The 21,383-nt window shown below is 72.4% G+C and carries 14 protein-coding genes; 11 read left to right on the top strand and 3 right to left on the bottom strand.

The window, feature by feature from the left end; genetic code table 11:
- Positions 1-77: 77 nt before the first annotated feature.
- Complete coding sequence (locus ACFT2C_RS21320) at positions 78-1,523, bottom strand: APC family permease (protein ID WP_377209084.1); 1,446 nt, start codon at positions 1,521-1,523, stop codon at positions 78-80.
- Between the two features lie 205 nt (positions 1,524-1,728).
- On the opposite strand from ACFT2C_RS21320, the gene ACFT2C_RS21315 reads away from it, so the two are divergent.
- The 8 genes from ACFT2C_RS21315 (at position 1,729) to ACFT2C_RS21280 (ending at position 13,503) form a co-directional block, all read left to right on the top strand.
- Positions 1,729-3,246 (top strand): sugar ABC transporter ATP-binding protein, encoded by a 1,518-nt coding sequence (locus ACFT2C_RS21315; RefSeq protein WP_377209083.1) that lies wholly within the window; start codon positions 1,729-1,731, stop codon positions 3,244-3,246.
- Complete coding sequence (locus ACFT2C_RS21310) at positions 3,243-4,292, top strand: ABC transporter permease (RefSeq protein WP_377209082.1); 1,050 nt, start codon at positions 3,243-3,245, stop codon at positions 4,290-4,292. Before ACFT2C_RS21315 ends, ACFT2C_RS21310 begins: the two co-directional genes overlap by 4 nt.
- A complete protein-coding gene (locus ACFT2C_RS21305) occupies positions 4,289-5,284 on the top strand; it encodes an ABC transporter permease (RefSeq protein WP_377209081.1) in 996 nt (331 codons plus the stop codon). Before ACFT2C_RS21310 ends, ACFT2C_RS21305 begins: the two co-directional genes overlap by 4 nt.
- An 11-nt stretch (positions 5,285-5,295) precedes the next feature.
- Entirely contained in the window at positions 5,296-6,315 is a 1,020-nt protein-coding gene (gene rhaS, locus ACFT2C_RS21300) for a rhamnose ABC transporter substrate-binding protein (RefSeq protein ID WP_377209080.1), read from the top strand.
- A 267-nt stretch (positions 6,316-6,582) separates the two neighbouring features.
- Positions 6,583-8,532: an N-acetylmuramoyl-L-alanine amidase gene (locus ACFT2C_RS21295; RefSeq protein ID WP_377209079.1), complete on the top strand. Its 1,950-nt coding sequence runs from the start codon at positions 6,583-6,585 to the stop codon at positions 8,530-8,532.
- Positions 8,533-8,720: 188 nt separating this feature from the next.
- Entirely contained in the window at positions 8,721-9,896 is a 1,176-nt protein-coding gene (gene rhaI / locus ACFT2C_RS21290; protein WP_377209078.1) for an L-rhamnose isomerase, read from the top strand.
- A complete protein-coding gene (locus ACFT2C_RS21285) occupies positions 9,893-11,992 on the top strand; it encodes a bifunctional aldolase/short-chain dehydrogenase (protein WP_377209077.1) in 2,100 nt (699 codons plus the stop codon). Before rhaI ends, ACFT2C_RS21285 begins: the two co-directional genes overlap by 4 nt.
- 26 nt (positions 11,993-12,018) lie before the next feature.
- Positions 12,019-13,503 carry a rhamnulokinase family protein gene (locus tag ACFT2C_RS21280; protein ID WP_377209076.1) on the top strand — a complete coding sequence of 495 codons (1,485 nt, stop codon included), beginning with the start codon at positions 12,019-12,021 and terminating at the stop codon, positions 13,501-13,503.
- 28 nt (positions 13,504-13,531) lie between these two features.
- On the opposite strand, the gene ACFT2C_RS21275 is transcribed toward ACFT2C_RS21280, so the two are convergent.
- Both ACFT2C_RS21275 and ACFT2C_RS21270 read right to left on the bottom strand, forming a co-directional pair.
- Positions 13,532-14,716, bottom strand: a complete 1,185-nt coding sequence (locus ACFT2C_RS21275; protein ID WP_377209075.1) for a substrate-binding domain-containing protein — start codon at positions 14,714-14,716, stop codon at positions 13,532-13,534.
- The gene (locus ACFT2C_RS21270) at positions 14,713-16,728 is read right to left on the bottom strand and encodes a hypothetical protein (RefSeq protein ID WP_377209074.1); all 2,016 of its coding nucleotides are present in this window, start codon (positions 16,726-16,728) and stop codon (positions 14,713-14,715) included. The genes ACFT2C_RS21275 and ACFT2C_RS21270 overlap by 4 nt, the downstream gene beginning before the upstream one ends.
- Positions 16,729-16,900: 172 nt before the next feature.
- Here ACFT2C_RS21270 and ACFT2C_RS21265 point away from each other — a divergent pair, with 172 nt between their 5' ends.
- From ACFT2C_RS21265 to ACFT2C_RS21255, 3 genes are all read left to right on the top strand, one after another.
- The gene (locus ACFT2C_RS21265) at positions 16,901-17,923 is read left to right on the top strand and encodes a hydroxyacid dehydrogenase (protein WP_377209073.1); all 1,023 of its coding nucleotides are present in this window, start codon (positions 16,901-16,903) and stop codon (positions 17,921-17,923) included.
- Positions 17,924-17,955: 32 nt separating this feature from the next.
- A complete protein-coding gene (locus tag ACFT2C_RS21260; RefSeq protein WP_377209072.1) occupies positions 17,956-19,929 on the top strand; it encodes a DUF2264 domain-containing protein in 1,974 nt (657 codons plus the stop codon).
- 69 nt (positions 19,930-19,998) lie between these two features.
- Entirely contained in the window at positions 19,999-21,294 is a 1,296-nt protein-coding gene (locus ACFT2C_RS21255) for an ABC transporter substrate-binding protein (protein ID WP_377209071.1), read from the top strand.
- Positions 21,295-21,383: the final 89 nt, after the last annotated feature.

Below are 21,383 nucleotides of genomic sequence, written 5' to 3'. Positions count from 1 at the left end.
GCTCGGAGATGTGTATAAGAGACCGGTTGACCCGTGCGGAAGCCGGACAGGCGCTCTACTTCGCGGTCGGCCTCGGGCTAGTTGACGCCGCCCTCCGGCTCGTTGAGCGCCTCGAGGTCGGTGATCGTGGTGCGCTGGCCCAGCAGCCGGTTGGTGATCCACGTCAGCGCCCACAGGACCAGGCCGATGCCGAGCAGCCAGCCGGCGATCTGATAGGTGATCGGGTCGCGTCCGGTCCACGGGCCCACGAAGAACAGGCACGCGATCGCGCCGATGATCGGGAGCACGGTCGGCGCCACGAAGTGCCGGCGGTCGATCGGGTCGCGGCGCAGCACCAGTACGCAGACGTTGACGATGGCGAACACCCCGAGCAGCAGCAGGGCCGTGGTGTCGCCGAGAGCTGCGACGACGTCGTTGTCCGGGTCGCGGCTGACGAAGTAGATCAGCCCGAACGAGATCAGGGTGGTGACGAGGATGGCGACCCACGGCGTCCGGCGCCGGGCACCGACGCGACCCAGGGCGCTGGGCAGCACGTTCTGCTTGGCCATGCCGTACAGCAGACGGCTGGCCATGAGCATGTTGATGAGCGCCGAGTTGGCGACCGCGAACATCGAGATGAACGGGAGGATGGCGCCCGCAGGGATACCAGGGGCGGCCGTCTGGACCACGGTCACCAGCGGGGTCTCGCTCTCCGCAAGGACGCCGACCGGGACGATCGCCACCGCGAACAGGGACACGAGCACGTAGATGACCCCGGTGATGCTGATGCCGGTGATCATCATCTTGGGGAAGTTCTTGACGGGGTCGTGCGTCTCCTCGGCCATGTTCACGGAGTCCTCGAAGCCGACCATCGCGAAGAAGGCCAGCGCCGTCGCCGCCGTGACGGCGAAGAAGGCGCCCTTGTCGTTCGGGTCCTCGAACACGATGGTCCTGGAGAAGTCGACCTTGCCGGCGAATGCGGCGTAGAAGCCGATCAGGATCACGAGCAGCAGGCCGGACAGCTCGACGAGGGTCAGGAAGATGTTGGCCTTGACGCTCTCGCCCACGCCGCGCAGGTTCACGGCCGCGACCACGCCCATGAAGACCAGCGCGATGGTGATGACCAGCGTCGCGTTCTCGGCGTCGAGCCCGAAGCCCACCGCGAGGTTCGAGGCGAAGGCCCGCGACGCCGTCGACGCGGACGTGATGCCCGAGCACATGACGGTGTAGCAGACCATGAAGGTGAGGATGTGCACCCCGAACGCCTTGTGCGTGTAGAGCGCCGCCCCGGCGGCGCGTGGGTACTTGGTGACGAGCTCGAGGTAGGAGAACGCGGTGACCAGGGCGATGGCGAACGCGACGATGAACGGCGCCCAGGCCGCGCCCCCGACCTGGGCGGCGACCTTTCCGGTCAGGGCATAGATGCCCGTGCCGAGGATGTCGCCCACGATGAAGAGCAGGAGCAGCTTCGGCCCCATCACCCGCTTGAGCTCGGTCGGTTCCTCGCCGAGGGCTTCGTGTTCCTCGGCCACTGGTTGGCTCATGTGCGGACACCTCCACGAAGTGCTGCGGGCTGATTTCACCCCTGATCGCCCAAGAGTTCCGTAAAGGGACCTCCTGAGCAACGGGCACGCCGTAGGTTCTTGACGTCCTGACCGGTCCGGTCTATGTTCCGGGTAAGCCGGTTTAAACGATTCAACCGGGGATCTGCGGTCATCGCCGACCGCCTGCAGAGCTCGATGGAGAGACATGCCGAACGCCACACCGACGCTCCGCCTGGAAGGGGTCGCCAAGTCCTTCGGGCCTGTGGCGGCGATCCGCTCCGGCACTCTGATAGTCCAGCCCGGCAGCATCCACGCCCTCGTCGGGGAGAACGGCGCGGGCAAGTCCACGCTGGTCAAGATCGTGGGCGGCGTGCACCGTCGCGATGCCGGCGTCGTCGAGCTCGACGGCGAGCCCATCGACTTCGCCGGCCCCGCCGAGGCCAAGGCCGCCGGTGTCGCCGTCATCCACCAGGAGCCCGCGAGCTTCCCGGACCTGACGGTCGCCGAGAACATCTACCTGGGCCGCGAGCCGCTCGGCCGCTTCCGCCGGATCGACCGGCGTGCCATGCGCGACGGCGCCCGCGACCTGTTCCGCGACCTCGGCGTCGATCTCGACCCGGACCGCCCGGCCGAGGGCCTGTCCATCGCGGACCAGCAGATCGTCGAGATCGCCAAGGCGATCTCCCTGGACGCCCGCCTCCTGGTCATGGACGAGCCGACGGCGGCCCTGAGCGCCGTCGAAGTACGTCGCCTGTTCGCCGTCGCCCGGGGGCTGCGGGACGCCGGGCGCGCCGTCGTCTTCATCTCGCACCGCCTCGACGAGGTCGCCGACCTCTGCGACACGGTCACCGTCATGCGCGACGGCGAGCACGTCTCGACCGACGCCGTCGCCGACGTCACGCCCGACCAGCTCGTGCGGCGCATGGTCGGCCGCGCGGTGGCCGATCTCTACCCCAAGGTCCCGAGCACGCCGGGCGAGGTGGTGCTGCGGGTCGAGGGGCTGGAGTCCACCGGCACCTTTCACGACGTGTCCTTCGAGGTGCGGGCCGGTGAGATCGTCGGCCTGGCGGGCCTCGTCGGCGCGGGGCGGAGCGAGATCGCCCGCGCGGTGTTCGGCGTCGACCACTACGACGCCGGGCGCGTTGTCGTCGGCGGGCGGGGCCTGCGCCCGGGTGACCCGGCCGCGGCCATCGCCGCCGGCCTCGCCCTGGTCCCCGAGGACCGGCGGTTGCAGGGCCTGGTCACGGAGTCGTCGGTGGGGCGCAACGTGTCGTCGGTCATGCGAGGTCGGATGGCCCGCCTGGGCATCCTGCTGCCCGACGCCGAGGCGCGCCTGGCGCGCGACTGGGCCGGCCGTCTCGAGGTGAAGGCCGGGGCACTGGACGCGCCCGCCACCACCATGAGCGGCGGCAACCAGCAGAAGGTGGTGCTGGCGAAGTGGCTGGCCACCGGCCCGAAGGTGCTCATCGTCGACGAGCCGACCCGCGGCATCGACGTCGGCACCAAGGCCGAGGTGCACCGGCTGCTGTCCACGCTGGCCGCCGAGGGGCTGGCGGTCCTCATGATCTCGTCCGAGCTGCCGGAGGTGCTCGGCATGGCCGACCGCGTGCTCGTGGTCCGCGAAGGGCGGATCGCCGCCGAGCTGACTCGCGCGGAGGCGACGCCCGAGGTCGTCATGCGCGCGGCGACGCCCGGCGCGACCCAGGAAGGAAAGGCGGCATGAGCCTGCTCCGCCGGCGCGAGGCCGGTATCGCCCTCGCTCTGCTCGTCGTGATCGGCGTGACCACCGCCATCCAGCCCGGCTTCCTGCTCAGCGCGGGCGGCTGGCGGGACCTGCTGCTCACCCCGGCGATCCTCGTGGTGCTCGCGGTCGGGCAGGCGGTGGTGGTCATCACGCGCAACGTGGACCTGTCCGTCGGCTCGGTGCTGGGGCTCACCGCCTACCTGACGGGCCGGCTGTTCATCGAGGCGCCGAACCTGCCGATCGTCGTGGTCGCGCTCGTAGCGGTCGCGGCCGGGGTGGTGCTCGGCCTGGTCAACGGCTCGATCGTCGCGTTCGCCCGGGTCCCGGCGCTCGTCATCACGCTCGGCACCCTGTACGTCTACCGCGGGGTGACGCTCACCTGGGCCGGCAGCGACCGGATCGACGCCGGCGACATGCCGCGCTCTTTCCTCGGCCTGGGCACGCGGCAGCTGCTGGGCGTGCCCGTGCTGACGATCGTCGCCGCCGTCGTCCTGGTGGCCGTCGCCTACTACCTGTACACCGCGCGCGGTGGGCGCCAGCTGTACGCCATCGGGTCCGACCCCGACGCCGCGGCGCTGCAGGGTCTGCCCGTCCGGCGTCGGCTGCTGTCGGCGTTCGCGCTGAACGGTGCGCTCGCCGGCCTCGCCGGCGTGATGTTCGCCGCCCGGTACGGGACGGTCTCCTCGGGCGCGGGCAGCGGCCTGGAGCTGCAGGTCGTCGGCGCCGTGGTGGTGGGCGGCGTCGCGATCTTCGGTGGCAGCGGCACCCCCGCGGGCGCCGCGCTCGGCGCGATGCTGCTGCTCACGATCAACCGGGCACTGCCCGTGGTGGGCATCCCCGACTTCTGGCAGCGCGCCGTCGTCGGCGCGCTCATCATCGGCGCGATCGCGCTGGACCGGGTGCTCGCGAACCGCCGCTCGCGCCGCCTGGCGGCCGAGCGGGACGCCGGGCCGCCCTCCGCTGCCCCACCCCGCGCGCCACGACCCGGCGTCGGCCCGAACGACCGCGAGGAGGCGTCCGCATGAGAACCCACGCCCGCCCGTGGTGGCAGCGAGCGCTGCTCACCCGCGAGATGCTGACCATCCTGATCCTGATCGTGGCCTGGTCGGTCGCGTCCTCGGTGGTCCAGGGCTTCGACGGCCCGCTCACCATCACCTACCTCGTGCTCGACGTGGCACCCGTGCTGCTGATCGCCATGCCCATGACCCTGATCATCGGCACCGGAGAGATCGACCTGTCGGTCGCCTCGGTGGTGGGGCTCTCCAGCGTCACGTTCGGCCTGCTGCACCAGGCGGGGCTCGGTCTGTGGGTCGCGCTGCCGGCATCGGTGCTGCTCGGGGCGGTGTGCGGGGCGGTCAACGGTGCCCTGGTCGCCTACGCCGGCTTGCCGTCGCTGGCGGTCACCATCGGTTCGCTCGCCCTCTACCGCGGCCTCGCCGTTGGCCTCCTCGGCACGACGGCGGTCACCGACTTCCCCGAGTCCTGGACCGACGGCGCCACGGAGAACCTGGGGGATTCGCCCTACCCGGTGATCACCCTCGGGCTGCTCCTGGCGATCGCCGTGTTCGCGGTGCTCCTGCACGCGACGCCGTTCGGCCGTAACGTGCTGGACATCGGCCGCAGCAGCGAGGCCGCCCGGTTCTCGGGCGTCAACGTCAAGCGGACCCTGCTGATCCTGTTCGTGCTGTCCGGGGCGGTGTCGGCGCTCGCGGGCGTCTTCTACACGCTCCGCTACGGCAGCGCCCGCGGCGACAACGCGACCGGCATGGAGCTGCAGGTCGTCGCGGCCGTGCTGCTCGGCGGCGTGTCGATCTTCGGCGGACGTGGCGCGATCCACGGCGTCGTCGCGGGTGTCCTGCTCATCGGCGTCCTCGGCAGTGCGCTCCGCCTGGAGGGCGTCACCGTCAACGTCATCAACATCGTGATCGGCACGGCGCTCGTCGTGTCGGTGGTCGCCCCGCGCATCGCGGGTGGCTTGCGCCTCCGACGGCGCTCCGCCGTCGGGCAAGGAACATAGGGAGAAGAACGATGAAGTTCACAACTGTGCTTGCGGCCGGCACGGCCGCCGTGCTGGCGCTGGGACTGTCCGCCTGCGGCTCGGGCGACGGCGATGGGGGCGGTGGGGGCGGCACCGAGGACGTGACCATCACCATGCTGCCCAAGAACCTGGGCAACCCGTACTTCGAGGCGTCGACGGCCGGCGCGCAGGAGGCGGCCGGGGAGCTGGGCGCCACCGTGGAGGAGGTCGGGCCGGACACCGCCTCCCCCGACGCCCAGGTGCCGTTCATCAACACCGCCGCGCAGCAGGGCGTGAGCGCGCTGGTGGTCTCGGCCAACGACCCGACGGCGATCGGCGACGCGCTGCAGGAGGCGCGGGACGCGGGCACCAAGGTGGTCACGTTCGACTCGGACACCGAGCCCCAGTTCCGCGACCTGTTCGTCAACCAGGCCTCGGCCGAGGGCATCGCGGACAAGCAGCTCGAGCTGATCTCGGACCAGATCGGCGGCAAGGGCGAGATCGCCATCCTGTCGGCGTCGGCCAACGCGACGAACCAGAACGCGTGGATCGCGCTGATGGAGGAGAAGCTCGCCTCCGACTACCCGGACATCGAGCTGGTCGAAACCGCCTACGGTGACGACGACGACCAGACCTCGTTCGACAAGACGGCGGCGCTGCTGCAGTCGCACCCGGACCTCAAGGGGATCGTCTCGCCCACGACCGTCGGCATCGCCGCGGCGGCGCGGTACATCTCGACGTCGGAGTACAAGGGCAAGGTCGCGGTCACCGGCCTCGGCACCCCCAACCAGATGCGCGAGTACGTCGAGGACGGCACCGTCGAGGCGTTCGCGCTGTGGAACCCGAAGGACCTGGGGTACCTGGCGACGCAGGCGGCCGCCGCCCTCGCGGCGGGGGACATCACCGGCGAGGAGGGCGACACCTTCAAGGCGGGCCGCCTCGGCGACTTCACGGTGGGCGCCGACGGCGAGGTGCTGCTCGGCGAGCCGTTCGTCTTCGACAAGAGCAACATCGCGGACTTCGACTTCTGAGCCGCCACAGACAGCGGCGGCCCCTGGCGTGTCAGACGCACAGATCACTCCCGTGATCTGTGCGTCTGACACGTCAGGTACGTATTAGAAGTTCACCCGCGGTTCGCGGGTGAAAGTCGGGTCGGTGCCGGTCAGGCGCACCTAGGGTCCCTCTGTTATTTGTGTCGTTTGCAGGGTGCGAACGACGCTCGACACGAGGAGGACATGGTGGCTCGGCACGCGGCAGCACCGACATCGAGGCTGAGGGCTTCGGTCGCCCGCACGGTGGTGGGTAGGACGATCATCCTCGGCGTGGCGCCGGCGATGGTGCTCGGGGGCGCACTCGCGCCGCTGGCGACGGCGGCGACGGCGACGCCCACGCTCGAACCGGAGGCCAGCTCGGCGCCCGTCGCGCCGGAGGACTCGGCACTCCCGGACGCTCCGACGACGGCGGCCACGGTCGAGACCATCGCCGTCGCCGCGGCCCCCGCCGCCGCGACCGAGCGGGTCGCCGACGTCACCAAGGCGGCGCCCGCCGCGGACGCCGAGGGCGCCACCGTCGCGGACGGCGAGGTGGTGCTCGACACCACCGACGCCGCAGGGCGCATCGCGGGCGCGGTCGCGGCCCCCGACGGGTTCCAGACCGTCGGCGTCAAGTGGCCCGCCGCTGTCGACGCGAAGATGCCCGAGCTGCAGGTCAGGGCGCTGGCCGGGGACGGCAGCTGGGGCCCGTGGACGCACCTGGAGAAGTCCAGCGACGTCCCCGACGGCGTGCAGACGGAGTTCATGTCGGACCCCGTCCACGTGGGCGAGGCGCTGGCGGTCCAGGTCGCGACCGTCGACCAGGCGGCGACCGTCCCGGCGGGCGTCGAGCTCACGCTCGTCGGCTCCGACCAGGTCCGGACGGCGGCCACGACGACGTCGGGCACGGTGGCGGCGTCTACCGCCGCGAACGGGCCCACGATCATCACGCGCGCCGAGTGGGGCGCCGCCCCGCCGCGTGCCATCGAGGACTGCCCGCCGGACGGCGGGATCGGCGAGCCAGGCGTCACCTGGGGCGCGGCCGACCGGCTCGACGGCGCCGTCGTGCACCACACGGTGAACCCCAACGACTACACGACGGTCGCCCAGGCGATGCAGCTCATCCGGAACGACCAGGCGTACCACCAGAACACCCGCGGCTGGTGCGACATCGGCTACAACTTCCTGGTCGACAAGTGGGGCAACATCTACGAGGGTGCCCAGGGCAGCATCGACGCCCCGATCATCGGCGCGCACGCCGGCGGGTTCAACACCCGGACCGTCGGCGTCTCGATGATCGGCACCTACACGAGCGTGGCACCCTCCACGGCGCAGAAGGACAGCGTCGCGAAGATCGCCGGCTACAAGCTCTCGCTGTACGGCGTGAACCCGGACGAGTCGGCGACCTTCACCTCCGCGGCTCTGACGGACGGGGGCCGGTACGCCGCGGGGGAGCAGGTGGTGCTGCCGCGCGTCTTCGGGCACCGCGCCACGCACCAGACCGAGTGCCCGGGCGACATGGCCTACCCGACGCTGGCGAGCATCCAGGACCGGGCAGCGGTGTACGCGCAGCAGTACGCCGACGTGGCCGAGCAGTACACGAACCTTGTCCAGGCCGTCTACAAGGACAGCCTCGGGCGCGAGGCCACCGCCGGCGAGATCGGGTTCTGGGAGTACAAGGTCTCCCTCGACGGCGCCGGGGTGCTCGTCGACGCGCTCGAGAAGTCGGACAAGTACCGCACCGCGCGGATCGTCTCGGCGTACGAGGCGACGCTCGGCTACACGCCGTCGTCCACCCAGGTGTCCACGCACCTGGCCGCGATCCAGAAGGGGACGCGGACGATCGACGACGTCGAGCCCTTCCTGCTCGCGAACCCGAAGTACTACGCGCACGTGGGCGGCACCGACGAGGCGTACGTGACCGCGCTGTACCAGCACATGCTGCACCGCGCCCCGACGGCCACCCAGCTCGACTACTGGGTCTCGCGGCTGTCCACGCTGGGCCGGACCGCCGTCGTCAGCTCGCTGTGGGACAACCCGCAGTCCGTGCGGCTGCGCGTGGTCGCGACGTACGAGCACTACCTGGGCGTCACGCCCACCTCCGCCCAGGTCGAGGTCTGGGTGGAGCGGCTCACGTCGGGCCAGAGCGAGGCCGCGCTGCGCCGGGCCATCATGGTCACGAGCAAGTACCTCGCCTACGCGGACTCGCGGTACTGACGCGGGGCCCGCAGGACATTGCGGGTGGTCGGTAGAAAGTCAGGTGATCGGTAGCTCGGGCTGCCGATCACCTGACTTTTTGCCGATCGGCCCGGGTGCGGCCTTGACCTTCGCGGGGCGTCAGAATACAGTCGCAGTGAATCGTTTCAAGGTAGTGCACGAGGGAGTGCGCGGAGAGGAAGGACGCCATGGCGGCATCCACACGGACCGAGGTGGCCAAGGCCGCGCTCCGGGAGCAGACGATCGAGCTGCCGTCCTGGGCGTTCGGCAACTCCGGCACCAGGTTCAAGGTCTTCGGCCAGCCGGGCGTGCCGCGGGACCCGTTCGAGAAGCTGGCCGACGCCGCCCAGGTGCACCGGTACACCGGCGTCGCGCCGCGGGTCAGCCTGCACATCCCGTGGGACCTCGTCGACGACTTCTCCGTCCTCGCCCAGCACGCCGAGGACCTGGGCGTGCGGATCGGCATGATCAACTCGAACGTCTTCCAGGACGACGACTTCATGCTGGGCTCGCTCGCGCACCCGGACCCGCGGGTCCGGGCCAAGGCCGTTGACCACCACAAGCAGTGCATCGACGTCATGCGGGCCACCGGGTCCAAGGACCTCAAGGTGTGGCTCTCCGACGGCCTCAACTACCCGGGCCAGGACTCGATCCGGGCCCGCCAGGACCGGATCGCCGAGTCGCTGAGCCAGATCTACGCCGCGCTCGACGACGACCAGCACATGGTGCTCGAGTACAAGTTCTTCGAGCCCGCGTTCTACGTGACCGACGTCCCGGACTGGGGCACGTCGCTGCTGCACGTCATGGCCCTGGGCGACCGCGCCAAGGTGGTGCTGGACACCGGCCACCACGCCCCCGGCACCAACATCGAGTTCATCGTCGCGCAGCTCCTGCGCCAGGGCCGCCTCGGTGCCTTCGACTTCAACAGCCGCTTCTACGCCGACGACGACCTCATGGTCGGCGCCGCGGACCCGTTCCAGCTCTTCCGGATCATGCACGAGATCGTCTCCGCCGGGGCCCACGCGCCGGACAGCGGGGTCAACTTCATGCTCGACCAGTGCCACAACATCGAGCCGAAGATCCCCGCCCAGATCCGGTCGGTCATGAACGTCCAGGAGGCGACGGCGAAGGCGCTGCTCGTCGACGTCGACGCGCTGACGGCGGCCCAGCTCTCCGGCGACGTGCTCGGCGCGCACGCTGTTCTCATGGACGCGTACGACACCGACGTCCGGCCGCTCGTCGCCGAGCTGCGCGAGGAGATGGGCCTCGACCCGAACCCGACCGCCGCGTTCGCGGCGTCGGGCTATGCCGAGAAGATCGTGAGCGAGCGCGTCGGCGGCGCGCAGGCGGGATGGGGAGCATGAACGACGTCGTCAAGGATCGTGCGGTCCAGGAGCGTGTGGTCTCAGAGCTGGTCGCCCGTTCGAACCGGCTGGGCGCCGACCCGCGGAACACGAACTACGCCGGCGGCAACACGTCGGCGAAGGGGACCGCCACCGACCCGGTGACGGGCGAGCCCGTGGAGCTGTTGTGGGTCAAGGGCTCCGGCGGGGACCTCGGCACGCTCCAGCCCCAGGGCCTGGCCGTGCTGCGGCTGGACCGGATGCGCGCGCTCGTCGACGTGTACCCGGGCCTGGACCGTGAGGACGAGATGGTCGCCGCGTTCGACTACTGCCTGCACGGCAAGGGTGGCGCGGCCCCGTCGATCGACACGGCGATGCACGGCCTGGTCGACGCCGCCCACGTGGACCACCTGCACCCCGACTCCGGCATCGCCGTGGCCGCGGCGGCCGACGGCGAGGCGCTCACCCGGGAGATCTTCGGCGACGAGGTCGTGTGGGTGCCCTGGCGCCGCCCCGGCTTCCAGCTCGGCCTGGACATCGCCGCGATCAAGGCGGCGAACCCGCAGGCCATCGGCTGCATCCTGGGCGGGCACGGCATCACGGCGTGGGGCGACACCTCGGCCGAGGCGGAGGAGCGGTCGCTCGGCATCATCCGGCGCGCCGAGGCTTTCATCGAGTCGCGGACGGCGGCGCTCGCCGCCGACGGCACGCACCCGTTCGGTCCCGTGCGCGCCGGCTACGAGCCGCTGCCCGACGCCGACCGGCGAGCGCGCGCGGCGGCGCTCGCCCCGGCGATCCGCGGCATCGCGTCGGCGGACGCGCCGCAGGTGGGCCACTTCACCGACTCCGATGTCGTGCTGGACTTCCTGGCCCGGGAGCGGCTGGTGCCGCTCGCGGAGCTCGGCACGTCGTGCCCGGACCACTTCCTGCGCACCAAGGTGAAGCCGCTGGTGGTGGACGTGCCGACGTCGGCGACGGTGGAGGAGACCGTGACCGCGCTCCGGGCCGCGCACGAGGCCTACCGGGCGGACTACGCGGCGTACTACGAGCGGGGCGCCGCGGCGGCGCGGGCGCGCGGCGAGGAGCCACCCGCGATGCGCGGCGCGGACCCGGCGATCGTGCTGGTCCCGGGCGTGGGCATGTTCTCCTACGGGCGGAACAAGCAGACGGCGCGGGTCGCCGGCGAGTTCTACGTCAACGCGATCAACGTGATGCGCGGCGCGGAGACCATCTCCACGTATGCGCCGATCGCGGAGGACGAGAAGTTCCGCATCGAGTACTGGGCCCTCGAGGAGGCGAAGCTGCGGCGCATGCCCGCGCCCAAGCCCCTGGCGACGCGTATCGCCCTGGTGACCGGGGCGGCGTCGGGCATCGGCAAGGCGATCGCCACGCGGCTGGCCGCCGAGGGCGCATGCGTGGTGGTCGCGGACCTGGACCTCGCGAAGGCCGCCGCGGCGGCGGCCGAGCTCGGCGCGGCGGACGTCGCGATCGGCGTGGCGATGGACGTGTCGTCCGAGGCGGCGGTGCAGGCCGGGCTGCGGGAGGCGGTGCTGGCGTTCGGCGGCGTCGACCTCGTGGTGAACAACGCGGGGCTGTCGCTGTCGCGGTCGTTGTTCGACACCACCGAGGCCGACTGGGACCTGCAGCACAACGTCATGGCCAAGGGCTCGTTCCTGGTTTCACGTGAAGCGGCGCGCGTGCTGGTGGACCAGGGCCTGGGCGGCGACATCGTCTACATCTCCTCGAAGAACTCGGTGTTCGCCGGGCCGAACAACATCGCGTACTCGGCGACCAAGGCCGACCAGGCGCACCAGGTGCGGCTGCTGGCCGCGGAGCTGGGCGAGCACGGGATCCGCGTGAACGGCGTGAACCCGGACGGCGTGGTGCGCGGGTCGGGCATCTTCGCCTCCGGCTGGGGTGCCAACCGGGCCGCCGTGTACGGGGTGCCGGAGGAGAAGCTCGGCGAGTTCTACGCGCAGCGCACGCTGCTCAAGCGCGAGGTGCTGCCCGAGAACGTGGCGGCCGCCGTGTTCGCGCTGTGCACCTCGGACTTCTCGCACACGACTGGCCTGCACGTGCCCGTCGATGCCGGCGTGGCGGCGGCGTTCCTGCGGTGAGTACGTCAATGCCCGGTGGGGCGCCGGTGGTCGAGCCTCTCGCGACCCCTGCCTTCGTCGCGATCGACCTCGGGGCGACGTCGGGCCGGGTGATGCTCGGAGTGCTCGACGGCGGCCGGGTCGAGCTCGTCGAGTGCGGCCGGTTCGCCAACGGCCCCGTGGACTCCGGCGACGGCCTGCGCTGGGACATCGGGTCGCTGTGGTCCGGGATCCTCGACGGGTTGCGCTCCGCGGGCACCCTGGCGGCGCGGACCGGGGTCGAGATCTGCGGGATCGGGGTGGACTCCTGGGCGATCGACCACGGGCTGCTCGGGGCCGACGGCGCGCTCGTGGGGGACCCGTGGTGCTACCGGGACGCCCGGACCGACGGCGTCGCGGACCGTGTCTACGAGCGCATCCCCTTCGCTCGCCACTACGCCGTCAACGGCCTGCAGCACCTGCCGTTCACCACGGAGTTCCAGCTCGTGGCGGGGGCTGACGGTGGGCCCGGTTCGGCCGAGTGGGCCCGCGCCTCCCGGCTGCTGCTCGTGCCCGACCTGATCACGTACTGGCTGACCGGACGGCAGGTCGCGGAGGTGACGAACGCGTCGACGACAGGGCTGCTCGACGCCAGGACGCGGACCTGGGCCTCCGGCCTCCTGGATCGGCTGGTCGCCGAGTACCCCGGACTCTCGGGGCTGGGTGAACGGCTCCCGGAGCTCGTGGAGCCGGGCACGGTGGCCGGTCCCCTGACGGACGCCGTGCGCGAGGTGACGGGCCTCGGGCGGGTCCCCGTGTTCGCCGTGGCCTCCCACGACACCGCGTCCGCCGTGGTCGGGACGCCGCTGCCGGAGGACGGGACCGCCGCCTACATCTCCTCCGGCACCTGGTCCCTGGTCGGGGTGGAGCTGCCTGAGCCCGTGCTCACCGACGAGAGCCGTGCGGCGAACTTCACCAACGAGCTCGGCGTCGACGGCACCGTCCGGTACCTGCGTAACGTCACGGGGCTGTGGATCCTGGACGAGTGCGTCCGGGTGTGGACGGCGGGGGACTCGCGGGACGGCGGACCTCCGGTCGACCTCGACGCGCTGCTCACCGACGCGGCGGCCGAGCCGGGCGGCAGGTGCCTCCTTGCCGTGGACGGCGACGAGTTCCTGGCTCCCGGCGACATGCCCGCCCGGGTGCGCGCCGCGATCCGGCGGTCCGGGGCCGAGGTCCCGGACACCCGGGCGGCGCTGGCCCGGGTGGTGTTGGACAGCCTGGCGGACGCGTACGCCCGGGTGGTGCGGCAGGCCGGCGAGCTGGCCGGGACCGAGATCCGGTCCGTGCACGTGGTGGGCGGCGGCTCGCGGAACGAGCTGCTCAACCGGCTCACGGCCCAGGCGTCCGGGCTCCCGGTGATCGCCGGCCCGGCCGAGGCGACGGCGCTCGGCAACGTCCTGGTCCAGGCGCGCGCATCGGGCGTCGGGCCGCCGACGCTCGCGGGCCTGCGGACCGTGGTCCGCAACAGCACGGACCTGCGCGTGTTCTGAGACCGGGCGAGCCAGGGGCGCAGTCTGCTCAGGCGTGAGAGCCGCTCGATGCGCGCACGATCAGGCGTGGGCTCAGCTCGATGCGGTGCACCGGTCGGTCGGCTCCGGTGAACGCGTCGCCGCCGTCGCTGTCCCGCACCGCGGCGTCGTCCGCCCGGACCGCCGCCAGCCGGCGCATCAGCAGCTCCAGCGCGCCCGCGCCGATCGCCGCCTTGGGCGGCCGCACCGCGGTCAGGGGTGGGTCGGCCAGCCCGGCCACCTCGTCGTCGTAGGCGACCACGGCGAGGTCCGCCGGAATGCGCACGCCGCGCTCCTGCGCCTGCTCCACCAGCGAGATCGCCTCCCGGTCGGAGTGCACGAGGAGCGCCGTCGTCCCGGACTCCGCGCACCGGTCCAGCACGGAGACGGCCTCGTCGGCCCAGCCGGCATCGGACGACGGCACCGTCTCCAGGTCGAGCACGACGTCGAGCCCCAGCTCGTCCGCCACCGCGAGGAAACCGCGCCGGACGGCGGCCGACGTCGGGCTGGTCCGCGACGTCACCAGCCCCACCTGCCGGTGCCCGCGCTCCGCGATGTGCCGCGTGGCCATGCCCGAGCCGAGCGCGTGGTCGGTGGCCACCGACTCCAGCGGCTCGCGGTACGGGCCGGTCGCCAGCCGCCGCTCCATCAGCACCACCGGCAGGTTCAGGCCGGCCATCCACTCGCCGAGCTCGGCGGCCTCGGGCCCGTCGACGGGCGGCGCCACGAGCAGGCCGTCGACGCCGGGCCCGCCGTCGTCCCCGACGAGCGCTGCCACCTGGCGCCGCACCTGGTCGACGTCGTACGACGCGCCCCGCAGGATCAGCCGCGCCGTCCCGTGCGCGGCGTCCCGCGCGCCGCGGATCACCTCGGGCCAGTAGTAGTCGATGGACGGCACGACCATGCCGATCGTCGTCTGGTCGACACGGTCCGGGGACGCCGGATCGGGCCTGGCGATGCCGGTGCCCGCGCCCGTACGGGCGCCGAGGCCTGCGGTGCGCGCCGGGATCCGGGCGCCGCCGTGCACCTTCTCCAGCGTCCCGTCGGCGACGAGCAGCGCGAGGTCGCGCCGCACGGTCACGGGCGTCACGCCGAGCACGCGCGACAGGTCGCTCACCCGCGCCGATCCGGCCTCCCGTACCCGCGCGATGAGGCGTGCCCGACGCTCGCTCGGGAGCGGCGCTTCATCCGTCATGCATCCTCCTGCGGTCCGGACCCGGTGGGTCCCATGGTCACCCGGAACGTGCCCGACGGCGCCTCGGTGCGCGCCGTCAGCCGCAACCGGGTCAGGTGCTCGCCCCAGACTGCCGCCAGCTCCGGGTCGTCCAGCTCGCGTACCTCGAGCTCGGCGTCGGCGGCCTCAGCATCCCAGGTCAGAGCAAGCGCGCGGGCCGACGCCGGCGCGCCGTCCGGGGTGAACCGGACTGTTGCCCCGCCGGGGGCGAGCGTGACGTCGCCGGCGAGCAGCCAGTGCCACGCCGTGGAGCTGTCGGCGGGCGCAGGGTTGTCGGCGGTGGCCGAGCGGTCTGCGGCGGCCATGGCGCTCGCAGCCGAGAAGGACCAGGAGTCCTCGACGGACACCACCTCGGCGCCCGGATCCAGAGCGACCTCGCGCCACCAGTGCTCGAGCCCCTCCACCGGATAGGCCCCGGCAAGATCCAGGCGGGCGCGCCAGCCCTGCGCGGCCGACGCTTCGTCGAACGTAGGCCTGGTCGCGTTATCAGACTTCAGAGGGCGACCAAGCCTACGTTCGCCGCCCGCCTTGCCGGCGTCGCCGGCGCCGGCGACGGCCGCCGACACCTCGAAGTCGCGGGCCGCGAACTGCTCGCCCGGCGCCTGCTCCACGCCGCGCACCCGCGGGACGTTGTGCCAGTCGCCCCGGACCACCCACAGGTCGTAGCGGTCCGGCCCGAAGGTCCCGGCGCGATAGGTGGGCTTGCCCGCGTCGACGACGAGGGGCACGCCGTCGAGCGCCACGATGACCGAGCCCACGTCCACGTGGTTGTGGTTCTCGCCGTTGTGCCCGCCCTTGACCGACACCGCGAGCCCGCGCGCGGACCCCGGCGTCGTGCGCGCCACGGCGATCCCCGTCGATGGGAAGACAGCCCGCCCCACCAAGGGCGACGCCGCAGCGGGGGTGTCGGCCCAGGCGGCGTCCGACAGCATCCGGACCGCGCGCGGGAGCGAGGCGCGGTCGTCGAGCAGGCCGCCCGGCAGCCCGCGGTACGACGCCGCGTGCCGGGCCGCGGCGTCGTCACCCACGCGCCGGGCCCACGCGTGCACGACGTTCCAGGGCCAGGTCGCGAGGGACCGCGCGGCGCCGTCGGCGACGTTGACGTACCAGTCGCCGCCCAGGTGCATGGAGTGCGGGAACGCGACGGTCGCACGGATCCGGTCCAGCGCCTCCGGCGACGGCTCGATCCCGGCGTACCCGAGCAGGTCCTGCGCCTCGAGCGCGCGTGCGGCGCCCTGCCACCAGTAGTGATAGCCCTCGTCCACGCCGCCGTCGGCTGGCAGCGACGCCCAGTAGGCGGCGATCCCCTCCGCGACGAGCGCGGACACGGCCCGACGTCGGTCCGGGTCCTCCTCCAGCGCGAGATTGGCGGCGAGCACGTTGCCCTGGATCCACGGGCTCCAGTTCATGATCGGGTGGTCGACGCCGAGCCACCACCAGTCGCGTCGTTCGGTGAACGGCCGCAGCACCCGGGCCTGCGCCTCCAGCCGGATGCGCCAGCGCACGCCGGGGGCGCGGTCGTCGAGCGCGGGGCCGAGCAGGTGGTCGATCCACGCGAGCTGCGCGGCGACCTCGCCCGCGCCCAGGTCGAGGTACGGCTCGGTGACGGTCGGCGTGACGCGGCCGAAGCGGTCGAACGTGTCGTCGTGCGCGGCCCAGCACCAGGTCGACTGCTCGCACAGCAGCAGCACGCCGTCGACCACCTCGTCGACGCGGTCGGGGCGCGGGTCGAGCAGTGCCGCCAGTGTGGCGCGGGTCAGGCGCGCGTGCCGGGCGGCGACGTGCCCCTCGTGGACCGTGCGGTCGCCGTCGCGGAAGAACCGCGCGTACTGCGAGGCGAGCGTCTGCGGCCATGGGGTGCCGCGCTCGGCGTCGGCCGCCGCGAGCGTGGGCGCGAGAGCCCCGGTCACGGGACCGGAGGCCCAGAAGCTCCGGTCGGTGACGTCGGGCGCAGGCAGCGGCGCTGCTGTCATGTGCTCCTCCTCGATGTTCGAAAATGATCGTATAGGAACCCTTCGACGAACGCCAGGGGCTTGCCAACCGTCCACCACGTAGGCTTCAATGGCCATCGTCCGATCGTAGTTGATCGGAATTGTTCGTCTGGACGATCAGGCGGACGCGGACTCGAAGGAGAGGAGCGCGGTGGTGCGGCGACCTGAAGCCCTGCTCGTCATGGACGACCGGGCGCGGCGTATGCAGTTCGGTCCCGACGAGGACACCCGGCTGCGCGCGCTCGCGACGCTCGGCGAGCCGGTGCGTGTCACCGCCTACGACACCCCGGAGGCGAAAGAGCGCCTGGCCCACGTCGAGGTGCTGCTCACCTCGTGGGGCGCTCCCCGGATCACGGCCGACGTGCTCGAGCTCGCGCCGAACCTGCGCGCGGTGCTGCACTGCGCCGGCACGGTCCGGCCGCTGGTGTCCGACGCCGTCTGGGAGCGCGGGCTGCTCGTCACCAACGCGGTGGCCGAGAACGCGCTGCCGGTCGCGGAGTTCACCGTGGCCGCGATCTTCATGGCCGGCAAGAAGGCGCCGTTCCTCGCGAACCTCGCCCGCACACGCCGCGACGACTGGTCATACCTCGGCGAGCACGGCGTCCTCTCCAACCGGGACCGGGCCGTCGGCATCGTCGGGTTCTCCCGGACCGGGCGGCAGGTGGTGGCCCGGCTGACCGTGCCCGGCTCGGGTCCCGAGACGCGCGAGGTCCTCGTCGCGGACCCGCTCGTGGACCCGGCCGTCGTGGCCGAGGCGGGCGCGCGGCTGGTGTCGCTCGACGAGCTGCTGGCGGCGTCCGACATCGTGTCCCTGCACGCGCCCGAGCTGCCCTCGACGCGCCACCTCATCGGCGCTCGCGAGCTGGCGCTGATGCCGGACGGCGCCACCCTGATCAACACCGCACGCGGCGCCGTGGTGGACACGGCCGCGCTGGAGCGCGAGTGTGCCACCGGTCGCATCTACGCGATGCTCGACGTCACCGACCCGGAGCCGCTGCCAGCCTCGTCGGTGCTGTACGACCTGCCGAACGTCTGGATCACGCCGCACATCGCGGGGTCGCTCGGGACGGAGACGCGGCGGATGACAGCCGCCGCGCTCGACGAGCTGGAGCGGTACGCGCGCGGCGAGGCGCCGCGGAGCGCCGTGACCCGCGCGGACATGGAGTTCGTCGCATGACCGGCCACATGTCAGAACCTCAGGTCACACCGGTGACCTCTGCGCCTGACAGGTCGGGGGCGTCCGGCGCCGAGGCGCGCGCCTGGCTCGGCGCCTACGCCGACCGGCTCCTCGCGGCGGTCCAGCCGTACGCGTCGCCGAGCGGGTCCCTCATCACGCTGCCCGGCACGCCGGGCGGCTACGGCACCGCCGTCGACGGCCTCGAGGGCTTCGCGCGCACGTTCCTGCTGGCCGGCTTCCGGCTCGCGGGGGAGGACGGCGCGGACCCGGCGAACCTTGCCGAGCGGTACGCGGCAGGACTCGCCGCGGGGACCGACGCCGCCCACCCCGAGCGCTGGACCCGGCCCGAGGAGCACGGCCAGGCCAAGGTCGAGGCTGCCTCGCTCGCGCTGATCCTCGACATGACGCGGCCCTGGATCTGGGACCGCCTGGCGCCCGGCGTGCAGGAACGCACCGTCGAGTACCTCGGGTCCGTCGTGGGCGACCGCGACTACCCGGACAACAACTGGGTCTGGTTCCGGATCGTCGTCGAGACGTTCCTGCGGTCGGTCGGCGGCCCGTTCTCCGCCGACGACGTCGTGCACGACCTCGCCGCGCACGACCGGTTCCGCCGTCCGGGCGGCTGGTTCGCCGACGGCCCCGAGCGGAGCTTCGACCACTACGCCGGCTGGGCGCTGCATCTGTACCCCGCGCTGTGGGCGCGGATGTCGGGCGCGGCCGACGTCGCGCGGGCGGCGGGCGACGACCTGACCGCCCGCTCGGCGTCCGACCGTGAGCACCTGGCGCGCTACCTCACCGACGCGCTGGCCCTCGTCGGGTCCGACGGCGCCCCGCTCCTCCAGGGCCGCAGCCTGACCTACCGCTTCGCCGCCGCCGCGCCGTTCTGGGCCGGGGCCCTCGCGGGCGTCGGCCGGCCGGGCCAGCTCCGCGAGGCGGCGACGCGCATCGTGCGGCACTTCGCCGACCACGGTGTGCCGGGCCCGGACGGGCTCCTCACCCTCGGCTGGCACCACCCGTGGCGCCCCATCGCGCAGCGGTACAGCGGCCCCGGCTCGCCCTACTGGGCGAGCAAGGGCCTGCTCGGGCTCGCACTCCCTGCCTCGCACGAGGTGTGGACCGCAGCCCCCGTGCCGCTCCCCGTGGACGACGGCGACGTGCTCGCCGTCGCGGCCGCGCCCGGCTGGGCGATCAGCGGCACGCGCGACGACGGGATCATCCGCGTCATCAACCACGGCACCGACCACGCCCTACCGGGGTCTGACGGCGGTGACTCGCCCCTGTACGCGCGGCTCGGCTACTCGACAGCGACGTCGCCCCTGCTGGACGCCGAGGCCTGGACCTCCCCCCTGGACCAGTCGGTAGCGCTGCTGAACGAGCGAGGCGAGGCAACCCACCGCACGGGGTTTGAGACGTCGCTAGTTGAGCTTGCCGGAACCCCCGCACCTGCGCCGGTCGAGACCGGGGTCTCGACGAGCTCGACCAGCGGTGGGAGTTCGACCAGCGGTGGGAGCTCGACCAGCGGTGGGGCCGCCGTCGCGCTCGCCTCGACGGCCGACGTCCACTGGGTCGAGGCAGACCTGACCGCGCCTGACCACGGGTCCGGGCGGCCGGGTCTCGCGAGGCCCGCGGGCCAGATCACGACGGTCTCGATCGTCCGAGGCGCGTGGGAGGTCCGCCTCGCGCGGGTCGACGGCTCAGGCGACGCGGCCACGGCGCTGCGGATCGGTGGGTGGGCCGCCGGGCCGGGGCTCGCCTCGACACTGGTCCCCCTGCTGGGCGACGTCGCCCCGGTGTGCGGCGAGACGACGTCCGACGACGCCACCCCGCTCGCCGGCCCGACCACCACCCCCTGGCTGCGGTACGCCCCGGTCCCGGCCGGCTGGGTCGCCGTCGGCGTGCACCTGGCGCGGACGCCCGCGGCCGGGCACCCGCAGCTTGAGCTCACCGCCGGACAAGCCCTCGTGACCTGGCCGGACGGGAAACGGACTACGGCAACCCTGCCCTGACCACCCACGCGCTCCCGATGATCACCATCGAGGGGCCGTGGAACAGCAATCACTCGAAGGAGAGTAGAGATGAACCGCAAGATCATGAGCGCGGTCGGCGTCGCTGCCGTCGCGTCGCTGGCCCTGACGGGGTGCGGCGGAGAGTCCGAGCCCGCGGCCGCCGAAGGCCCGGTCACCATCACCCTGGCCGGCTGGGACTTCGCGTCCACACCGGAGTTCCAGACGCTCGCGGACGCCTATCACAAGGCGAACCCCGACGTCACCGTGGAGCTCAAGGAGTACCCGGCGGGCGAGGACTACGACACCGCCCTCACCGCCGACCTGGCCGCGGACGCGGCACCCGACGTCTTCATCGTGAAGAACCTGAAGAACTACGTCACGTTCGAGGAGGGCGGCACGCTGCTCGACATCTCGGACGTGGCGGCCGAGCTCGACCCGGCGACCGGCGGCCTGGAGCCGATGGCGGTCGACGGCGTGACCTATGCCGTGCCGTACCGGCAGGACTCGTGGTTCCTGTTCTACAACAAGGAGCTGTTCGAGAAGGCCGGAGTCGACCTGCCCGACGGGTCCTGGACCTGGGACGACTACGCCGAGGCCGCGGAGACGCTGACCAAGAAGATCGGCGAGAAGGAGGTCATGGGCACCTACCTGCACAGCTGGCAGTCCACCGTCCAGGGCTTCGCGCTCGCGCAGACCGAGGGCGCCTCGCTCGACGGCGGCGACTTCTCGTTCCTCGCCCCCTACTACGAGCGTGAGCTCGCGCTGCAGGACGCCGGCGCGCAGCCGTCCTTCGCCACGGTCACCACGAACGAGCTGACCTACCAGGCGCAGTTCGGCACCCAGAAGGCCGCGATGATGCCGATGGGCTCGTGGTACATCGGCACGCTGGTGGCCGAGCAGGAGTCCGGCGACGCCGACAAGTTCGAGTGGGGCATCGCGCCGATCCCGCAGCTCGACGAGTCGACGACAGGCACCGAGAACACGCCGGTCACCTTCGGCGACCCGACGACCATGGGCATCAACGCGCGGATCGACGAGTCGAAGATCGAGGCCGCGAAGGGCTTCCTGAAGTTCGCCGCCGGCCCCGAGGGCGCCGCCGCGCTCGCGGGCATCGGCATCACGCCGGCCCTGATCGACGACGCCGTGGCCGACGAGATCTTCTCGCTGAAGGGCGTGCCGCAGGACGACCTGTCCCGGTTCGCGTACACGACGCACGAGACGCTCCCGGAGAACCCGGTGGGCCCGAACACGGCGGCCATCCAGACCATCCTGGGCGAGACGCACTCGGCGATCATGTCCGAGTCCACGCCGGTCGACGAGGCGCTCACGGAAGCCGCGGACCGCGTAGCCAACGAGGTCGGCTAACCCCTTTGGTTGTGGGCGTGATCGTTGCGCCTCAAGCGGACGCACAGTCGCAACGATCGCGCCCACAACCAAGTGCTTGCCGCTCGGCT

The organism is Promicromonospora sp. NPDC057138, assembly GCF_042670845.1.
In the GTDB taxonomy this organism is placed as follows: domain Bacteria; phylum Actinomycetota; class Actinomycetes; order Actinomycetales; family Cellulomonadaceae; genus Promicromonospora.
Note: the sequence above shows the minus strand (reverse complement) of the source record. Positions and strands in the feature narration are given on the sequence as shown.